At 67.4% G+C, this 16,081-nt stretch carries 14 protein-coding genes; 3 read left to right on the plus strand and 11 right to left on the minus strand.

The window, feature by feature from the left end; translation table 11 throughout:
• The first annotated feature begins 132 nt into the window (after nt 1-132).
• Entirely contained in the window at nt 133-1,248 is a 1,116-nt protein-coding gene (locus I5E68_RS19015; protein ID WP_228727373.1) for a glycoside hydrolase family 5 protein, read from the plus strand.
• A gap of 38 nt (nt 1,249-1,286) precedes the next feature.
• Here the strand turns inward: I5E68_RS19015 and I5E68_RS19020 are convergent, their stop codons facing one another.
• The 10 genes from I5E68_RS19020 to I5E68_RS19060 form a co-directional block, all read right to left on the minus strand.
• Nucleotides 1,287-1,739 carry a Na+/H+ antiporter subunit G gene (locus I5E68_RS19020; RefSeq protein WP_197167186.1) on the minus strand — a complete coding sequence of 151 codons (453 nt, stop codon included), beginning with the start codon at nt 1,737-1,739 and terminating at the stop codon, nt 1,287-1,289.
• A 9-nt stretch (nt 1,740-1,748) separates the two neighbouring features.
• Nucleotides 1,749-2,018 (minus strand): K+/H+ antiporter subunit F, encoded by a 270-nt coding sequence (locus I5E68_RS20210; RefSeq protein ID WP_323982223.1) that lies wholly within the window; start codon nt 2,016-2,018, stop codon nt 1,749-1,751.
• Entirely contained in the window at nt 2,015-2,506 is a 492-nt protein-coding gene (locus I5E68_RS20215) for a Na+/H+ antiporter subunit E (RefSeq protein WP_228727374.1), read from the minus strand. The genes I5E68_RS20210 and I5E68_RS20215 overlap by 4 nt, the downstream gene beginning before the upstream one ends.
• Nucleotides 2,503-4,041 carry a monovalent cation/H+ antiporter subunit D gene (locus I5E68_RS19030; protein ID WP_323982224.1) on the minus strand — a complete coding sequence of 513 codons (1,539 nt, stop codon included), beginning with the start codon at nt 4,039-4,041 and terminating at the stop codon, nt 2,503-2,505. The genes I5E68_RS20215 and I5E68_RS19030 overlap by 4 nt, the downstream gene beginning before the upstream one ends.
• Nucleotides 4,038-4,451 (minus strand): Na+/H+ antiporter subunit C, encoded by a 414-nt coding sequence (locus tag I5E68_RS19035; protein ID WP_197167189.1) that lies wholly within the window; start codon nt 4,449-4,451, stop codon nt 4,038-4,040. Before I5E68_RS19035 ends, I5E68_RS19030 begins: the two co-directional genes overlap by 4 nt.
• On the minus strand, nt 4,448-7,306 hold the full coding sequence (locus tag I5E68_RS19040; RefSeq protein WP_197167190.1) for a monovalent cation/H+ antiporter subunit A: 2,859 nt from the start codon (nt 7,304-7,306) through the stop codon (nt 4,448-4,450). The genes I5E68_RS19035 and I5E68_RS19040 overlap by 4 nt, the downstream gene beginning before the upstream one ends.
• A 196-nt stretch (nt 7,307-7,502) precedes the next feature.
• Nucleotides 7,503-8,687, minus strand: coding sequence for a glycosyltransferase family 4 protein (locus tag I5E68_RS19045; RefSeq protein ID WP_197167191.1), 1,185 nt, complete (start codon nt 8,685-8,687; stop codon nt 7,503-7,505).
• The gene (locus I5E68_RS19050; RefSeq protein WP_197167217.1) at nt 8,684-10,030 is read right to left on the minus strand and encodes a capsule polysaccharide biogenesis protein; all 1,347 of its coding nucleotides are present in this window, start codon (nt 10,028-10,030) and stop codon (nt 8,684-8,686) included. The genes I5E68_RS19045 and I5E68_RS19050 overlap by 4 nt, the downstream gene beginning before the upstream one ends.
• Entirely contained in the window at nt 10,027-11,883 is a 1,857-nt protein-coding gene (locus I5E68_RS19055; protein ID WP_323982225.1) for a capsular polysaccharide export protein, LipB/KpsS family, read from the minus strand. The genes I5E68_RS19050 and I5E68_RS19055 overlap by 4 nt, the downstream gene beginning before the upstream one ends.
• A gap of 196 nt (nt 11,884-12,079) precedes the next feature.
• The gene (locus I5E68_RS19060; RefSeq protein ID WP_197167192.1) at nt 12,080-12,382 is read right to left on the minus strand and encodes a hypothetical protein; all 303 of its coding nucleotides are present in this window, start codon (nt 12,380-12,382) and stop codon (nt 12,080-12,082) included.
• Nucleotides 12,383-12,735: 353 nt separating this feature from the next.
• Between I5E68_RS19060 and I5E68_RS19065 the strand changes: the two genes are divergently transcribed.
• Together I5E68_RS19065 and I5E68_RS19070 are read left to right on the plus strand one after the other, a co-directional pair.
• Complete coding sequence (locus I5E68_RS19065; protein WP_228727375.1) at nt 12,736-13,683, plus strand: KpsF/GutQ family sugar-phosphate isomerase; 948 nt, start codon at nt 12,736-12,738, stop codon at nt 13,681-13,683.
• A 2-nt stretch (nt 13,684-13,685) separates the two neighbouring features.
• Nucleotides 13,686-14,573 (plus strand): 3-deoxy-manno-octulosonate cytidylyltransferase, encoded by an 888-nt coding sequence (locus I5E68_RS19070; protein ID WP_197167194.1) that lies wholly within the window; start codon nt 13,686-13,688, stop codon nt 14,571-14,573.
• A gap of 334 nt (nt 14,574-14,907) precedes the next feature.
• Here I5E68_RS19070 and kdsA read toward each other — a convergent pair whose 3' ends face one another.
• Complete coding sequence (kdsA, locus tag I5E68_RS19075) at nt 14,908-15,876, minus strand: 3-deoxy-8-phosphooctulonate synthase (RefSeq protein ID WP_197167196.1); 969 nt, start codon at nt 15,874-15,876, stop codon at nt 14,908-14,910.
• Nucleotides 15,877-16,081 lie beyond the last annotated feature (205 nt).

The following is a 16,081-nucleotide window of genomic DNA, read 5'->3' on the forward strand; positions in this document are numbered from 1 at the left end:
GCGTGTCGCCCTGCGGCTTGCGACCCTTCCCGGCCAATTGGAAGGGGTCGCGCCTGCCGTGGCTGGGGAAGACAGATGCGACGCACTCGCGAGCCCGGGCGTTGCGTGCAGACTGCTGGAGTAGAGTTCTAGATGAATACCACTTACCTGCGTCCCTTGGCGGCGCTGCTGCTTCTCGCCGGCTGCGGTGGCGAGGGGGCAAGTGGCGGCGTGGGATCCACGCCTACTCCGACGGCAACCGCGACGCCGACGCCTACTCCCACGCCGACGCCGACCCAGAGCTTCCCTTATACGCCGATCCCGGCGCTGACCGCCTCGGTCGGCTCGCGCCTGCCGCTGGGCAAATGCATCAATATGGGCAACCAGCTCGAGGCCGAGAACGAGGGCGACTTGGGCCGCGCGATCCGCGACAGCGATTTCCCCTTCATCCGCTCGGGCGGCTTCTCGACGGTGCGCATCCCGATCCGCTTCTCCGGGCATGCCTCGAGCAGTGCGCCCTACACGATCAATGCCAGCTTCATGGCGCGGGTCGAGCACGTGGTGAACACGGCCAGTGCGGCCGGGCTCAACGTCATCATCGACATGCATCACTACGACGAGATCAGCGAGGATCCGCAGGGCAATCGCGCGCGCTTCGTGGCGATGTGGCGCCAGATCGCGCAGCGCTTCCAGAATGCACCGTCAAGCGTGTGGTTCGAGCTGCTCAACGAGCCCAAGGACCAGCTCAACAATACCAACCTGCTCGAGATCTACACCGAAACGCTGGCGGCCATCCGCGAGACCAACGTGTCACGCTACGTGATCATGGGCGGGCAGCGCACTTCGGATATCACTTCGCTGGCAACGCTCGAGCTGCCCAACGATCCTTACGTGATCCCGACCTTTCACTATTACCTGCCGCTCGAATTCACCCATCAGGGGGCGGACTGGATCTCGCCTACCCCGCCGATGGGCACGACCTGGGGCAGTGACGAGGACTATGCCCGGCTCAACAACCACCTGCGGCTGGCGACGAACTACTATACGCGCACGGGCCGGGTTCCGTTCGTCGGGGAATACGGCGCGGTGCAGCAGATCCCGACCAGCGAGCGCGCGACATATTACGGTGCAGTAAGCAATGCCTTCGCCTCGATCGGCATCCAGAGCTGCGCCTGGTCCTACGTCAACACCTTCCAGCTGCGCGACGACAGTACCGGGCGCTGGATCACCGAGATCACCGATCTGATCGCGACCACCACGACCCGGTAAAGGGCCCAAATCTGCAAGGGCACGGGCCCCCCCTTGGCTTAGTCGGGGCCTTGGTCCTGGGCTTTGCCCACGCCGCCGTCCATGACCGTTCCCTTGATTGCGCCCTGTTCGGGCTCGCTACCGAAAGTGGCCCAGTCCGCGCCTGCGCCCGGCGGCGGGGGCAGAAGGGTATGGACATCCTCGGGCGCGCTGCACCGGTTGTAGCGGCGGTGGATATAGGCCTTGGCGACCATGTTCGCCGAGATCGGCGCGGTGATGAACAGGAACAGCGCGATCAACAGCTCGTGCGCCGAAAACGGCTCGCCTCGCGTAGGGAAATAGATCATCGATGCAATCAGGCAGGCACCGATGCCCAGCGTGGTGGCCTTGGTCGGCCCGTGCAGGCGGGTCATCAGCGAGGGCAGGCGCGCCAGCCCCCAGCTGCCGATCAGCGCGAAGGCACCGCCCAGCACGATCAGGAAAGCGACGAGGTATTCGATGACGCTGCTCATTGTCTTACCTCACTCGACGATGTCGCCACGCAGCAGGAACTTGGTGTAGGCCACCGTTCCCACGAAGCCGACCATCGCCATCAGCAGCGCGGCCTCGAAGAACACGCGGGTATTCTCCATCACGCCGAACAGCACGAAGAGCGCGATGGCGTTGATGATCATGGTGTCGAGCGCGAGGATGCGGTCGGGCGCGGTCGGGCCCTTGAGCAGGCTCCACAGGTTGAGCAGCATGGCCAGCGCCACGCAGCCCAGCGCGATGTCGAGGGCGATCTCGATCACGGGAAAATCTCCATGAGACGCTTTTCGTAGCGGTTCTTGATGAGCGCGATCTCGCCCTCCGGGTCGTCGGTGTCGAGCGCGTGGACGAGCAGGTGGCACCCATCGGTCGAGATGTCGACCGAGACGGTGCCCGGCGTCAGGCTGATCGTTCCGGCCAGCACCGTGATCGCCTCGGCCGAGCGCAGTTCGAGCGGCACGCTCAGCCAGCGCGGCTGGAAGTCGCGGCTGCGCTTGAACAGGATCAGCCGCGCGACGTGGAAGTTGGCGACGACGATGTCGTAGAGCACGATGGCGACGTAGGCGGCAAACGGCAGGCCGAAGCGCACGCGTGGCCGGTCGGGCCAGAACGCAGCGCTGAACATCGGCAGGACGATTGCCAGCACGAGCGCGATCAGCACCGTGCCTGCGCCCGGAGCCTCGGCCATCAGCAGCCACATCACGAAGAGCAGGGCCGAGAGGCCGGGATGCGGGAAGAGGCGGCGGATCATCGTGCCTCTCCTGCATGGGGTGCGGGGCCAAGCACGGCCTCGATATAGCCGTCGCGGTCGAGGACCTGTGCGGCCGTGGCCTCGGTATAGCGCGTCGCCGCGCCGGCGCCGAGCGTCAGCGCGCCGAGCAGTGCGAGCAGGAACACGGCGGGCAGTGCCTCAATCGTGTGCGGTGCCTCACGCTCGCGCTGGGGCGGCGGGGTCGCATCGTGCTTCCAGAACACGGTGCTGCCCGCGCGGGCGAGAGCAACGACGGCGACCAGGCTGGTGACGAGGATCACTGCCCAGATCATTGCGGCGAGCGGCGAGGCGAGCGCGGCATTGAGGATCAGCAGCTTGCCGATGAAGCCCGAGAGCGGTGGCAGGCCGGCGAGCGCGACGCCTGCGCCGAGGAACAGCACGCCGGTCAGCACCTGCCCGGCAAAGGCCGGGGTGGGAACGATGGCGTCGCCCTCCATCCCGCGCCAGCGCACGACGAGATCGACGGTGAGGAACATCAGCGCGGCGGCGAGCGTGGTGTGGGGCAGGTAGTAGAGCGCAGCGGCGAGGCCGTCCTGACTGAACAGCGCGATCGCGACGAGCAGCGTGCCGGTCGATCCGATCAGCCCGAAGGCAGCCATGTCGCGCAAGTGCCGCGCGGCGAGCATGCCGATGAAGCCGAGCGCGATGGTGCCGAGCGCGGTGACGAGCAGGATCGTCTCGACATCGCGCCCGAAGATCATCGGGCATACGCGGATGATCGCATAGGCGCCGACCTTGGTCATGATCGCGAAGAGCGCGGCGACCGGCGGTGCAGCCGAGGCATAGGCGCGCGGCAGCCACAAGTGCAGTGGCAGCAGCGCGGCCTTGAGTGCGAAGACCGCGATCAGCAACAGTCCTGCGGCCTCGAGCAATCCGCGCGAGCCTTGCGGGATTGCCGCCGCGCGCAGAGCCATGTCCGCCATGTTGAGCGTGCCGGTGACCCCGTAGAGCATGCCGAGCGCGACGAGGAACAGTGTCGAGCCGGTCAGGTTGACGATGACGTACTGCACGCCTGCGGTCAGCCGCCGCGCGCCTTGTCCGTGGAGCAGGAGACCGTAGGAGGCGATCAGCAGGATCTCGAAGAACACGAAGAGGTTGAACAGGTCGCCGGTCAGGAAGGCGCCATTGACCCCGAGCAGCTGGAACTGGAACACCGGATGGAAGTGCCAGCCCTTGCGGTCGAGCCCGGTCAGCGTGACGTGCCCGGCGACGGCAAGGCCGAGCAGTGCGGTCAAAAGCAGCATCCAGGCCGAGAGGCGGTCGAGCACGAGCACGATGCCGAAGGGCGCGGGCCAGTCGCCCATGGCGTAGGGCAGCGGTCCGCTCTCGCTCGCGCGTGAGATCAGGGCGATGGCGATCGCGACCTGCAGCAGGCACGATCCGATCGAGATCGCGGCGCCGATCCAGCGGCGGCGGCGGCGGAAGATGAGGCTCATCGTCCCCGCGAGCGAGGGCAGCATGATCGGGGCGGCGAGCAGCGCACTGGACAGCGCCTGGGCGAGCGAACCGTTCACTGGCCTGCCTCCTTGTCCGCCTCGGGGGCGACCTCGCAGCGGCCCTGATCATCGCATTCGACGAGCGGATCGGTCTCGGGGTCGGGATCGCCGTCGACCTGGTCGGTGCCGGTCTCGAGGAAGCTGCGCAGCGAAAGCACGACGATCAGCGCGGTCATGCCGAAGGAGATCACGATGGCGGTCAGCACCAGCGCCTGGGGCAGCGGGTCGGTGTAGTCGGTGACGCCTGCCTCGAACAGCGGCGGGCGGTCGACCGCGAGGCGGCCGATGGCGAAGAGGAACAGGTTGATCGCGTAGCTCAGCATCGCGATGCCCAGCACAACCGGGAAGGTGCGCCCGCGCAGGCTGAGGTAGATACCCGCCCAAGTCAGCGCGCCGATGGCGGTGGCGATGAGAAATTCCATGCTCATGCGCGCTCTCCGCGCAGTTTTGCAGGGTCGATGTCCATCGGGCTGTCGCTAGCCTCCTTGTTGTCGTCCTTCTTGGCGCGCACCGCGATGTGGCTCAGCTCGGCGAGCGCGAGCATGACCGCGCCGATCACCGTCATGCCCACGCCGATGTCGAACAGCATGGCGGTCGCCAGCTCGAAATCGCCCACCAGCGGCAGGTGGAAGTGGCCGAAGGCGCTGGTGAACAGCGGTGCGCCGAAGACCAGCGAACCCAGCCCGGTGAGGGCTGCGAGGGTGACGCCCACGCCGATCATCAGATGCTCGTCGAGCTGGCGACGTGCGTCGGTCCACTCGAAGCCAGAGGCCATGTACTGCATCAGCATCGCGATGGAGATCACGAGCCCGGCGATGAAACCGCCGCCGGGGGCATTGTGGCCGCGCAGGAAGATATAGAGCCCGACCATGGTCGAGAGCGGCAGCAGCAGCCTTGCCGCGACCGCGAACATCATCGGGTGGCGTTCGGGCGACTGCGGCAGCTCGGCGACCCACTTGCGCAGGCGCTGTCCGGCAGCCCCGCGCGCGGCCGGCTGGAGCAGCGCGAAGATGGTCAGCGCGGCGATGCCGAGCACGGTGATCTCGCCGAAGGTATCGAAGCCGCGGAAGTCGACCAGCGTCACGTTGACGACATTGGTGCCGCCGCCGCCGGGGAGGCTGTTCTCCCAGTGATAGGCCGAGATCGGGTCGTTGGGCTCGCTGGTCATCACCGCCCATGCGGCAAAACCGACCGCGATGCCACCGGCAAGGCCGATCAGCGTGTCGCGTATCCTGAGGCCCATGCCCGAAATGCGCCTGGGCGACTTGGGCAGGAGGTTGAGCGCGAGCAGCAGCAGCAGGATCGTCACCACCTCGACCGAGATCTGGGTGAGCGCGAGGTCGGGCGCGGAGAGGTAGACGAAGGCGAGGCTGACGACGAGACCGATCACCGAGATGAAGATCAGCGTGAGGAAGCGCTGGCGCTGCGCGACGAGCACCGCGAGGATGCCCGCGAGCAGCAGCAGCCAGGCCGCAATCGCGACCGGCGGCGCCTCGAGCGGGGCGCGATCGCCCGCGGTGTAGCCGCCGTCCACCATGCCATAGACGCCTAGCGCGCTCGCGCCGGTGAAGATCACCGCAAGCTGGCGCTGCAGCGAACCATTGTGGATCAGTCCGGAGAAGCTGCGCGCGGCTGAGACGACGTTCTCCAGTCCGCGCTCGAACAGCGACTTGGCCTCGGGCACGAAACCGGTGTCCCAGATGCGCTGCATCGCCTTGTGCGCCATGAGCATCGCGATGCCGCCCGCAACCGCAAGCGCGCTCATCGCCAGAGCCGGGGTAAGGCCATGCCACAAGGCGGGGTGGAATTCGGGAGCGGTTCCGGCGGTCACGGCAGCAACGGCAGGCACGATCAGCGGCACCGCGAAGGTCGCAGGAAACAGGCCGACGAGCACGGTCAGCGCGACCAGTACGGCGGAGGGGGCCCATAGGCCAAAGCCCGGGTCATGCGGCTTGGCCGGATAGCTTTCGCGCCGCGGGCCGAAGTAGAGGTGGACGATGTAGCGCAGCGAATAGGCGACCGAGAAGGCGGCGGCGATCACCGCGAGCAGCGGCACCAGCAGGTCCTGCCCGGCCCAGACGGTGTGCACCGTCTCCTCGAGCATCATCTCCTTGGAGAGAAACCCGCCCAGCGGGGGCAGGCCCGCCATCGAGGCGGCGGCGACCACGCCCAGCGTCGCGGTGACCGGCATCAGTCCGGCAAGCCCGCCGAGCAGGCGGATGTCGCGTGTACCTGCTTCGTGGTCGACGATGCCCGCGTTCATGAACAGCGCGGCCTTGAACAGTGCGTGGTTGAACAGGTGGAACACCGCGGCCATCGCCGCGACCGGCGTGCCGAAGCCGAGCAGCATCGTCATCAGCCCGAGATGGCTGACGGTCGAATAGGCGAGGATGCCCTTGAGGTCCTGCTTGAAGAAGCCGATCACTGCCGCGAGCAGCATGGTGACGAGCCCGGTGGTGGCAACAATGTAGAACCAGGTCTCGGTTCCCGCGAGCACCGGCCACAGGCGCGCCATCAGGAACACGCCCGCCTTCACCATCGTCGCCGAGTGCAGGTAGGCGCTGACCGGGGTGGGGGCTGCCATCGCGTGCGGCAGCCAGAAGTGGAACGGGAACTGCGCCGACTTGGTGAAGCAGCCCAAGAGGATCAGCACCAGCGCGAGCGGGTAGAGCGGCGAGACCTGGATAGTGCCGCTTTGCGCGAGAATTCCGGTCAGTTCGTAGGTTCCGGCGATGTGCCCGAGCAGCAGCAGCCCCGCGATCAGTGCGAGCCCGCCGCCGCCGGTCACCGCCAGCGCCATGCGCGCACCCTGCCGCCCCTCGGCCTTGTCGCTGCGAAAGCCGATCAGGAGGAACGAGGAAAGGCTGGTCAGTTCCCAGAAAACCAGCAGCAGCAGCACGTTGCCCGCGAGAGAGATGCCCACCATCGCGCCCTGGAACAGCAGCAGCAGGCCGAGCAGGCGGGGCAGCGATTCCTCTTTTGGGAGATAGAAGCGTGCGTAGACCACGATCAGCAGGCCGATGCCCAGGATCAGCGCGGTGAACAGGAACGCGAGCCCGTCCATCCTGAGGGTGATCCCGAGGCCGAGCGCGGGCACCCAGTCGGCGTGGAAGCTGGTGATCCCGCCTGCCAGGATGGCTGGCGCCGTCGTCCCGAGCAGCGCCAGTCCGGCGAGCACCGGGGCCAGCGCCAGTGCGAACTGCAGGTTGCGTCCGGCACGGCTGGCTGCAGCAAGCAGTATGGCGCCGACAAACGGCAGGAGGGCGATCAGGACCAGGTGCAAAGGTATCTCCTCTTGTCGCCCGGGTCAGGTTGCGCTGTCGCAACCAGCGGGCGGCAATTGTGAGCACGGCAGATTGAACGCGCACGTTTTCCCGTTCTGGCGCGGTGAAGCAACCCTCAATGCGCGCTCATGTTGCAAGAAATTCACGCATGTCTGCTTGCGCGCAAGGGGAGGATCGCAAAGTCGGCAAGGGGCCTCAGTGCGCGATGCGCAGCGCGAGCCATGATTCGAGTGCGGCGAAGTGCTCGCTCCATGCCGGTGCGCGATAGCCGGGCAGGGCGGCATGCTGGCGCCTGGCGTCGGGGCCGTGGTGCAGGTGATCGAGCACCGCCGTCACCCAGGCCGAGGTGTCCGCAGGATCGACCAGGCAGGGAATCCCCCCGGCGATCTCGCGATAGACCGGCAGGTCCGAGGCGATCACCGCCGTACCCGAAGCGAGCGCCTCGACAACGGGAAGCCCGTAACCCTCAGCGTGGCTGGGCATGAGCAGTGCACGGGCACCGGCGAGCAGCGCGGCGAGCCGGTCATCGCTGCACGGCCCCTGCTCGATCACCCGGCCAGCGCTTGCAGGGTCGCGATCGAGCCGCTCGAACACGGGCTGTGCTTGCCAGCCGCGCTGTCCGACGATCACCAGCGAGGGCGTGGCCTCGCCGAGCCGTGCGCGCAGCCGGTCCCAGCAATCGAGCAGCAGCACGTGGTTCTTGCGCCCCTCGATGGTCCCGACGATGAGGAAATAGGGTTCGGCCGGGAGGGCGATATCGCCATTGGGTTCAGGCGGGGCGATGCCGAGATGCGCGATGCAGTGAGGCGGGAGCGCCAGTCGCTCGTCGCGGGCGAAGCTGGTGAGCGCGTCGCGCGTCGCACTCGAGTTGAGAACCAGTCCGCTGGCACATTGCAGCGCCTGTCGGATCCGCGCGCGATGGCGCATATCCTCGCCTTCACGGCAGAATTCGGGATGCGTGATCGGGATCAGGTCATGGATGAGGAACACTGCGTTGAGCGCATGGGTCGCGATCCAGCCGGGCAGCGAAGGGTTGTCCAACCCGGTATGGCCGACGTTGAGCAGGATGCGTCCGGCATGGTCGTCCCGGCGATAGGCAGCGCTTGCCAGCGCGCGGGCGGCGAGCAGCGCCAGCCGCTTGCGGTCGAGTAGCGTCCCCTCGTCGAGCAACATGGCGGCAAGGGTTTCGGTCTCGCGCGCGTCCAGAACCAGCCGGTGCCCGCGCCATTGCAGAACGGCGCTCGCGCGCGTGGCGAAGTGCGCGAGATAGGCCCGGCAGACCCGGTCGATGCCGGTCGGCTGGCGCGTGCCCCAGCCGCGCCACACGAGGCGGCTGACGTCGAGCAGGTAGGGGCGCGGGGGCCGCTTGCCTGCGTTCATGCGCGAAGGCTTGCAGGTTCGCCGTTACGGTGGGTCTGTGTGCCTGTGGCCGCCTCTTTTCGGGAGCGCCGGGCAGGTGTGGCAGGCAAGAGCCGCGCCAGCGAACTGTCGACGAGCTCGCGGGTGGCCGATTCGCTGCCGATGCCGCCGCGCACGAGGCAGCGTTCGACCAGAACTCGGCGAAAGGCATGCCACAGCACCATGTCGGGCCGTGCCGGATCGGTCCAGAATCCGTCGAGCGGGCCCTGGTGCGTGATACCGGGCACGTCGTAGACCGCCTCGCCCAGCACGATCACCGGCACGCCCGCGGCCAGCGCCAGCGTGCCGCAGGTACTGTTGACACAGACCACCCCGCGCGAATTGCCGCACAAGGTGTCGATCTGGGCCTGCGCGACGTGGATCACGCGTCCGGTCAGGCCGTGGCGTGCAGCCCGGCGCGTGAGCGTGCGGCGCCAGTTGCGCCAGCCTGCATCGAGCGGGTGCTCCTTGACTACCAGCATGGCTTCGGGCGGGGCATGGCGGGCAAAGCTGGCGAGCACGTATTCGAGCGCCATGACCATTGTCGAGAAAGGCGAATGCGCCCTGATCTGGTAGTCGCCCGAGAGTTGCAGCGGAAACAGGAAGTAGGGACGGCCCCCGGTCAGGTCAGGTCTGTCGCCGGCCTTCGGTCGGAGACGAGCCCGCTCGCGGGCAAGGCGCCAGGCCCAGCCGAGCCCTTCGAGCAGGATCGAGCCCTTGCGGTGCGAGCTGTAGAAGGGAAAGCGCAGGGCCAGCCGTCCGGTCACCACCGCGTGATAGTGCCAGTAACTGTCGTGCGCGCGCCGCGCGAAGGCGGCGGTGACCGGCGGCAGGTCTGGCAGCGGCGGCAGCGCGCGCGCCAGTTCGAGCAGCTTGTCTGCGTCGCGCTCGAAGCGGGAGAAACCGTTCACGCCCTCGCGCTCGAGCGTCATCCAGTCGGGCCGGATGTAGCCTTCCTCGAAGACGTGGACGTGCACGCCGCGCAGCCGGGCCAGCCGCAAGGCGCGTGCGTGTACCGGGCGACAGTCCCCGAACAGCACGAGGTCGGTGACGGCATGGGTAGTCACGAAGCGGTCGAAGAACAGCGGCCAGTTGGCCATGCGCCCGCGATAGTCATGGCTCGCTTCGGGCCAGTCGCGCTTGTCGCCGCCCGACAAGTTGATGCGCATGACCTCGGCGCCGCGCTCGCGCAGGGCGGTGCCGAGCAGGCGGAAGAAGGGGCCGGGCGGCCCTTGCAGGAACAGGAAGCTGCGTGTGCGCGCACTTTCGCTCGCGGGCGCTGGCTCGCGTGCCAGCCTGGGAGCGGCGAGCGGGGACAGGCTCACAGCGCATGTTCCGGGGCGTTCGCGGCGGGGAGGGCGAAGCGGCCTGTCAGCAGGCGGCGCAGCGCGCCTTGAGCGCGGCGCAAAGCGATCAGAGGGGTTAGCCTCGCCCGGGCCTGCCCTCGTCCGGCGAGGCGCGCCACGAGCACCTCGGGCGTGCATGGCAGGCGCGTTACCGGGTCAGTGTAGCGCGGGTAGAGGATCAGCGCACAGGCGACCAGCTCATCGAGCGAACGCACCCGGTCGCGTCGTGCGGGTACCGGAGCGCAGTCCAGTGTCAGTCCCCAGCCAGCATAGAAGGGCATGGCATGCGTCACCACCTTGCACCCGCGCAAAAGAGCCTCGAAGCCGGTCAGCGATGAGATTACGTGGACCGTGTCGGCCTGTTCGAGCAGGGCAGCGACCAGGCTTTCGCGATCGATAGTGTCCGCCCAGTTGAGGACCAATTCATCAGGGAGCGCGCCCTTGCGGTGACCGGCCTCGACGTCGGGATGTGGCCGGTAGACGATATGGGCGTCTGGTTCGGCCTTCCTCGCACGGCGTAGCAGGGCAAGATTGTCGAGATCGGTGCCGGCCATCGCGCGGTCGTCCGCGACTTGCCCGACGACAAGGACGACGCGATGCTTGCGGCAAGGAACGGGGCCGCTGGCGGGCGGGCGCTTCGGCGGAGCGCCATATTTGCCGATGCCCGCTGCGACGAGCCGTTCGCGCAGGTCGCGCGCCCTTGCACACAAGGCGGACGGTATCTCGGCTTTGCGCAGGAGAGTCTCGATCGTGCTAGGGCCGGTCGGGTCGAAATGGGCGCCGAGCGGGTCGAGAACGATCGAGAGCGGTGGCACGCAATGGGCGCCCAGCCCCGAGGAGCGGATCAGGCCGTCCTCGATCTCGGCAAGCTGGCCGACTTGGCGCTCAAGCGTGTCGATCAGGCGCGGGGTGCAGCGTGCGCGCCATGCGACGACATGTCCGGTGCCCCGGATACCGGCCTCGCCGCGCCCGGATCGCGGTATCCGGCTGCGATGCCGGACCGGTCCCGTCCCGTCCCAGAGCAGCGGATCGACCGTGGGCCGTTTCCACCGGGCCACGCCAAACACCGCGTGGATCTTGCGGTTCTCGTGGATCGTGCGACGCCACCGGGCGAGCAGTTCAATCGCATTGTGCGGGGACAGCGCAGCTGCGCTGAACGGGTCGCGATAGCACCACGAATCGGCAAGCTCGGCCTGCACGACACTGGCCAGCGTGTTCTCCATCTCGAGCGTCAATTCACTACCAGGCGCGCTGTCTTCGGCGCTGCCTGCCAGCCGTGCAAAGCGGCCTTGGCCGATAATGCGGCAGCGGCATTGCAGGACGCGCGCGACCAGCGCGGCCTCGTCTTCGGCATCGGCTATGACCAGACTGGCCGAGCTGCACAGCGCCCAGGGATCGCTGTCGTGGGCAAGGTGCCGGATCGGTGAGGGTGAGCGGGCAATGGTAAGGTCGACCCAAGGCCTCAGGGCCGCGCCATGCGCCACCCGGACCAGTAGCGGCTCTGAGGGGAATTCTCGACGCGCCATGGCGATCAGCATCGGCAACCACCTTGCATGCGAGGCACAGATGACGACGCCGGATGGAGAGGGTGTCGCCGGCAGGCAGGCGCGGTCACTATCCGGCCCAGGCCCCCAGAACGGGCCGCCCACCCTGTGCTCGCGCAGCAGGGCGAGCAGGCTGTGGCCTTCGCCAAGGCCTTGCGCACCATCGCTGGCCTCGCATTCCGCGAGGCTCGATGCGCGTGCAGGGCGGACCGCCAAGGGCGCGGCGCGGTGTCCGGGAAACGGCGGAATGCGCAGGAATGCGGGAGGATGCTGGACAGAGGTCTTCACCCTGCCGTCCTTGCTGCAGCTGCGAGCGAGGACCATGCAGGTCCGCTCGAAGATGGACCAGCGAGAGGGCAAATGGGGCGATCGGCCGCCCGGTTCGACGATGCCGGTGACGAGGGTCTGCCGACCGATGCCCGTCTTCGTAAGCACGTGGCCCCGGTCGGAAGGATGGTGCAGTTGCCTGTCGCCTCCCACCAGTTCAGCACCGCAACCGCTTGTCGACCGGGGAGCCGAGGAGCGGATCGTGCCTGGCGCGAAACTGCAGGTCCGCCGAGAAAGTAAAGTCTTCGCAGTCTTGCAGGAAAGGCGGGCGCCGCCGCCGTGCCGAACCGTCCGGGCGCTGCGCATGTACTGCCTGCACTACGCCAGTCTGCCCGAAGCCGGAGAGGCTTGCGCCGACCTTCTCGGTTTCGCTCGAGTGGTTGCATCGTTCGCCCCTGCATGGCTGGCCCGTCACCGGCACGATGGTGGCATGCGCGGCTTTGCGCAGGGTGCGAAACAAGAACCGATCCTGATCTAGTTGCTATGGAATTTGCCTCGCAACTGCCGTGAGGTGCGCAGCCTGTCCCGGCGACGAGGTCGGCCAGTTGCAAGAAGGTGGGAAGAGCCATGCGCGATGGAAGACAGGCCATCGACGGAAGACAGGCCATCGGCCGGTCGGCTGCATCAGGCGATCAGGCTGTGCTGGCTGACCGGACCGGGCCGGGCCATCAGGAAACGGTAACGTGTCAGGACGCCGCGATCCTGCTGAATCCCTTGCGGGCTACGCCTGTGTTGGCCAAGGGGCCGGTTAACCCGCAAGATGCAGATGCCTTACGCCGGGGGCATGCGGTTATCACGCTCGAGGCTGAAGCGTTGACGCAGCTAGCCCGTGGACTGGACGCCACTTTTGCCAAGGCTTGCCGCCTGCTCGCAGGCACGCGTGGGCGGATCGTCGTTTCGGGCATGGGCAAGTCGGGCCACGTCGGTCGCAAGATCGCGGCGACTCTCTCGGCGACCGGCTCACCGGCCATTTACGTGAACCCGGCCGAGGCGGCGCACGGGGACTTGGGCATGATCGTTCCCGGAGACCGGCTGCTGGTCCTGTCCAACTCGGGCAACACTCCGGAGCTGCGCATCCTGCTCGATCATGCACGCGGACATGATATCGACATCGTCGGCGTCACCGCAGACAAGACGTCCTTGCTGGCGCGGCGGGCGACGGTGACGATCCTTGTCCCCAAGGTTGCCGAGGCCTGTCCCCAGGGGCTTGCCCCGACCAGTTCGAGCACCCAGCAACTTTCGCTCGGCGATGCGCTGGCAATGGCACTGCTCGATGGTCGCGCCGGTGGCGGGGACAAGATCGGAAAGCTCCACCCGGGCGGCATGATCGGGCTGCGCCGCAAACGGGTGGGCGAACTCATGCACGGCCCGCAAGGCCTGCCGCTCGTGCATGGCGAACAGGCGATGGAGAGCGTGATCTCCTCGATGACGTCCTCGGGTTTCGGTATCGCCGGGGTCGTCGATGCAGCGGGCCAGTTGCTCGGCACGATAACCGATGGCGACCTGCGGCGTCATTTCGCGGCGCTGGGCACGCTGCGCGCGGGTGACGTCATGACCGCGAGCCCGCGCGTCCTGCACGTGGACATGACGGCTGAGGAAGCTCTCGCCTTTCTCAACCACTGCCGGATCACCTGCGCCTTCGTCATGCCTGCCAAGCCATGCGCAGTGCACGATCAGGCCGGGACCGGACCGGCGAACGCGGGGGGCAAGCCGCTCGGGGTAATCCACATGCACGACTTCGTGCGGTTGGGGCTCTCGTGAACATGGCGGACCTACCGCTGGCGGGTGCCTGCCAGCCTTGTGAACCTCCCCGGGGCGATGGCGCGGTCCCGCTGGATAATCTGACCGCGCAAAGCTGTGCGACGATCATCCCGGCACGCTTTGCCTCCTCGCGCTATCCGGGCAAGCCGCTGGTGCCGCTGACCGGGGCCTCAGGCGAATGCCGCAGCCTGATCCGGCGCACCTGGGATCGCGCGCGCGAGGCAACCGGGGCGGGTGGCTTGTGGGTGGCGACGGATGATGCGCGCATCGCCCACGAGACACGGGGTTTCGGTGGCGCCTGCGTAATGACCTCAAGGGCGTGCGCCAATGGCACCGAGCGCTGCGCCGAGGCCGTTGCCCGGCTCGGTTCAACGGCGCACTTCGTGGTCAATTTTCAGGGTGACGCCCCGCTCATGCCTGCCGGGCTCGTGGCGCGGCTGGTGGCACTCCTGCGCGCCGACCCCGAAGCGGCGATGGCGACCGCTGCGGTGCGGGCCTCACCGCAGGTTCATGCGCGGATGCTGGACGATGCGGCGCGCGGGCTTTCGGGCGCGACCACGGTGGTAACCGATAGAGCTGGACGTGCGCTCTATTTCTCGCGCCATGTCCTGCCCTTCGGCGCTGACCCGCAAGCCGCGCGGCGAACGGGGGCAGTACGGATTCATCTGGGCCTCTACGTCTATCGTCGCAGCGCGCTCGATGCCTACCGCGCAGCATCGCCTTGCGCCAGCGAAATGGCCGAGGGTCTTGAGCAACTGCGTTTTCTCGACATGGGCATGACAGTTCGGGTGCTCACCCTGGATGCGCTCGAATGGGATGCGATCGAGCTCAACAATCCCGGCGATGAACAGCGTATTGAGCAGGTTCTGCGCGAGCAGTCCATTGCCTGATCGTCGCGCCGAAAACCGTCCGTACGCCACGTTGTACGAGAGGGCAGGTAGCGATGCGCGCGTGCCATCGGCAAGGCGGTGTGAACCGGTCCGCTGGCTTGCTGAGTATACCGGTCCCGGCATCACTGCGGGCAGAGGGAGGACTAGCGTCTACTCGCCGCGGTGTGCCCTTGCGCCGCGTTCGAGTGGTCGCTGGGGCGATGGGCTCGGGGCGTGTGCTGGCAGCCTCGCTCAAGTGATCGGGCTGGTATTATCCTCGTTAGCTCGATCCCGGCCCCTTCGATTGCGTCACTGTCGAGTCGCGCCTCGCAGACCCGCGGTCTCGTGGTCTCTTTCAGGGTTCGATCTGGCGGCCGGTATCAAGTGGAGGGAATCCCTTGACCAGTCGGTCGATCGCCAGCGCCTGCTCGAGAAAGGGGCGCAGCAGTGCCAATGGCAAGGCGCTTGGCCCGTCGCACGGAGCACGGTCCGGATCGGGGTGCGCCTCGAGGAAGAGCCCCGCGATACCGAGCCCCATGCCTGCCCGCATCAGCGCCGCGACCTGTCCGCGCCGGCCCCCTGCACCTTGTGCAAGGGCGCCGGGCCGCTGCAGTGCATGGGTCACGTCGAAGATTACCGGGGCCAGCGCCTTCATCGCATCCATCCCGAGCATGTCGACCACGAGGTTGTTGTAGCCGAACGCAGTGCCGCGTTCGCACAGCAGGACCCGCGAGTTTCCGGCCTGCGCGCACTTGTCGATTATGTGGCGCATCTCGTGCGGAGCCAAGAACTGCGGCTTCTTGATATTGACGATGCGCCCGGTGCGGGCCAGCGCGACGACGAGGTCGGTCTGGCGCGCAAGAAATGCCGGAAGCTGAACGATATCAGCTACTTGTGCGACTGTGGCTGCCTGTACCGGCTCGTGCACGTCGGTGACGATCGGCACCGCGTGACGCGCCTTGATCGTGGCCAGCATCTCGAGGCCGCGGTCCAGCCCGGGACCGCGGCACGAGGCCATGCTCGAGCGGTTGGCCTTGTCGAAGCTTGCCTTGAACACGAAGGGAATGCCCAGCGCGGCGCATGTTTCGGCGAAGGTGCCGGCGACGCGCAGAGCGGAAGGTGCATCCTCCAGCACGTTGACCCCGCCGATCAGGACGAAAGGCGCATCGTTGGCGAAGCGCACGTGCTTATCGAGCACGACCTCGCCGATAGCGCCGCCATCTCCGCTGTCGGAATTGGCGGGTGGGGGGACCGGATGCGCAGGGCCATGCGGCGCGGGATTGGCCGTGGACGTGGCGCAAAGCGAGGGATCGGCTGGGGACATCGGCGCTCCTTTCCGGAATGCGGCGTGGCTTTCGCGGTGTCGAAGGCCACGGCACGAGCGTCAAGGCGAGGTCACTCCGTTCGGGTGGCGTCTGGGCATTGGATGCCATTGCGGCGCGCTTGGGGTGGCAGGATCGGCGGGCTTGGCATGGGGCCGGGCAGGGTGGCCGTCGTACAGGACCTGCCGCAGGCGCGCGTGCGTGCAC

Origin of the sequence: Novosphingobium aureum (assembly GCF_015865035.1) — a bacterium.
In the GTDB taxonomy this organism is placed as follows: Bacteria; Pseudomonadota; Alphaproteobacteria; order Sphingomonadales; family Sphingomonadaceae; genus Novosphingobium; species Novosphingobium aureum.

Coding starts and splice junctions, on each gene's coding strand:
- I5E68_RS19070 (WP_197167194.1), top strand. CDS start 13,686: ATGGCGGACCTACCGCTGGCGGGTGCCTGCCAGCCTTGTGAACCTCCC.
- I5E68_RS19045 (WP_197167191.1), bottom strand. CDS start 8,687: ATGAACGCAGGCAAGCGGCCCCCGCGCCCCTACCTGCTCGACGTCAGC.
- I5E68_RS20215 (WP_228727374.1), bottom strand. CDS start 2,506: ATGATCCGCCGCCTCTTCCCGCATCCCGGCCTCTCGGCCCTGCTCTTC.
- I5E68_RS19020 (WP_197167186.1), bottom strand. CDS start 1,739: ATGAGCAGCGTCATCGAATACCTCGTCGCTTTCCTGATCGTGCTGGGC.
- I5E68_RS19035 (WP_197167189.1), bottom strand. CDS start 4,451: ATGAGCATGGAATTTCTCATCGCCACCGCCATCGGCGCGCTGACTTGG.
- I5E68_RS19015 (WP_228727373.1), top strand. CDS start 133: ATGAATACCACTTACCTGCGTCCCTTGGCGGCGCTGCTGCTTCTCGCC.
- kdsA (WP_197167196.1), bottom strand. CDS start 15,876: ATGTCCCCAGCCGATCCCTCGCTTTGCGCCACGTCCACGGCCAATCCC.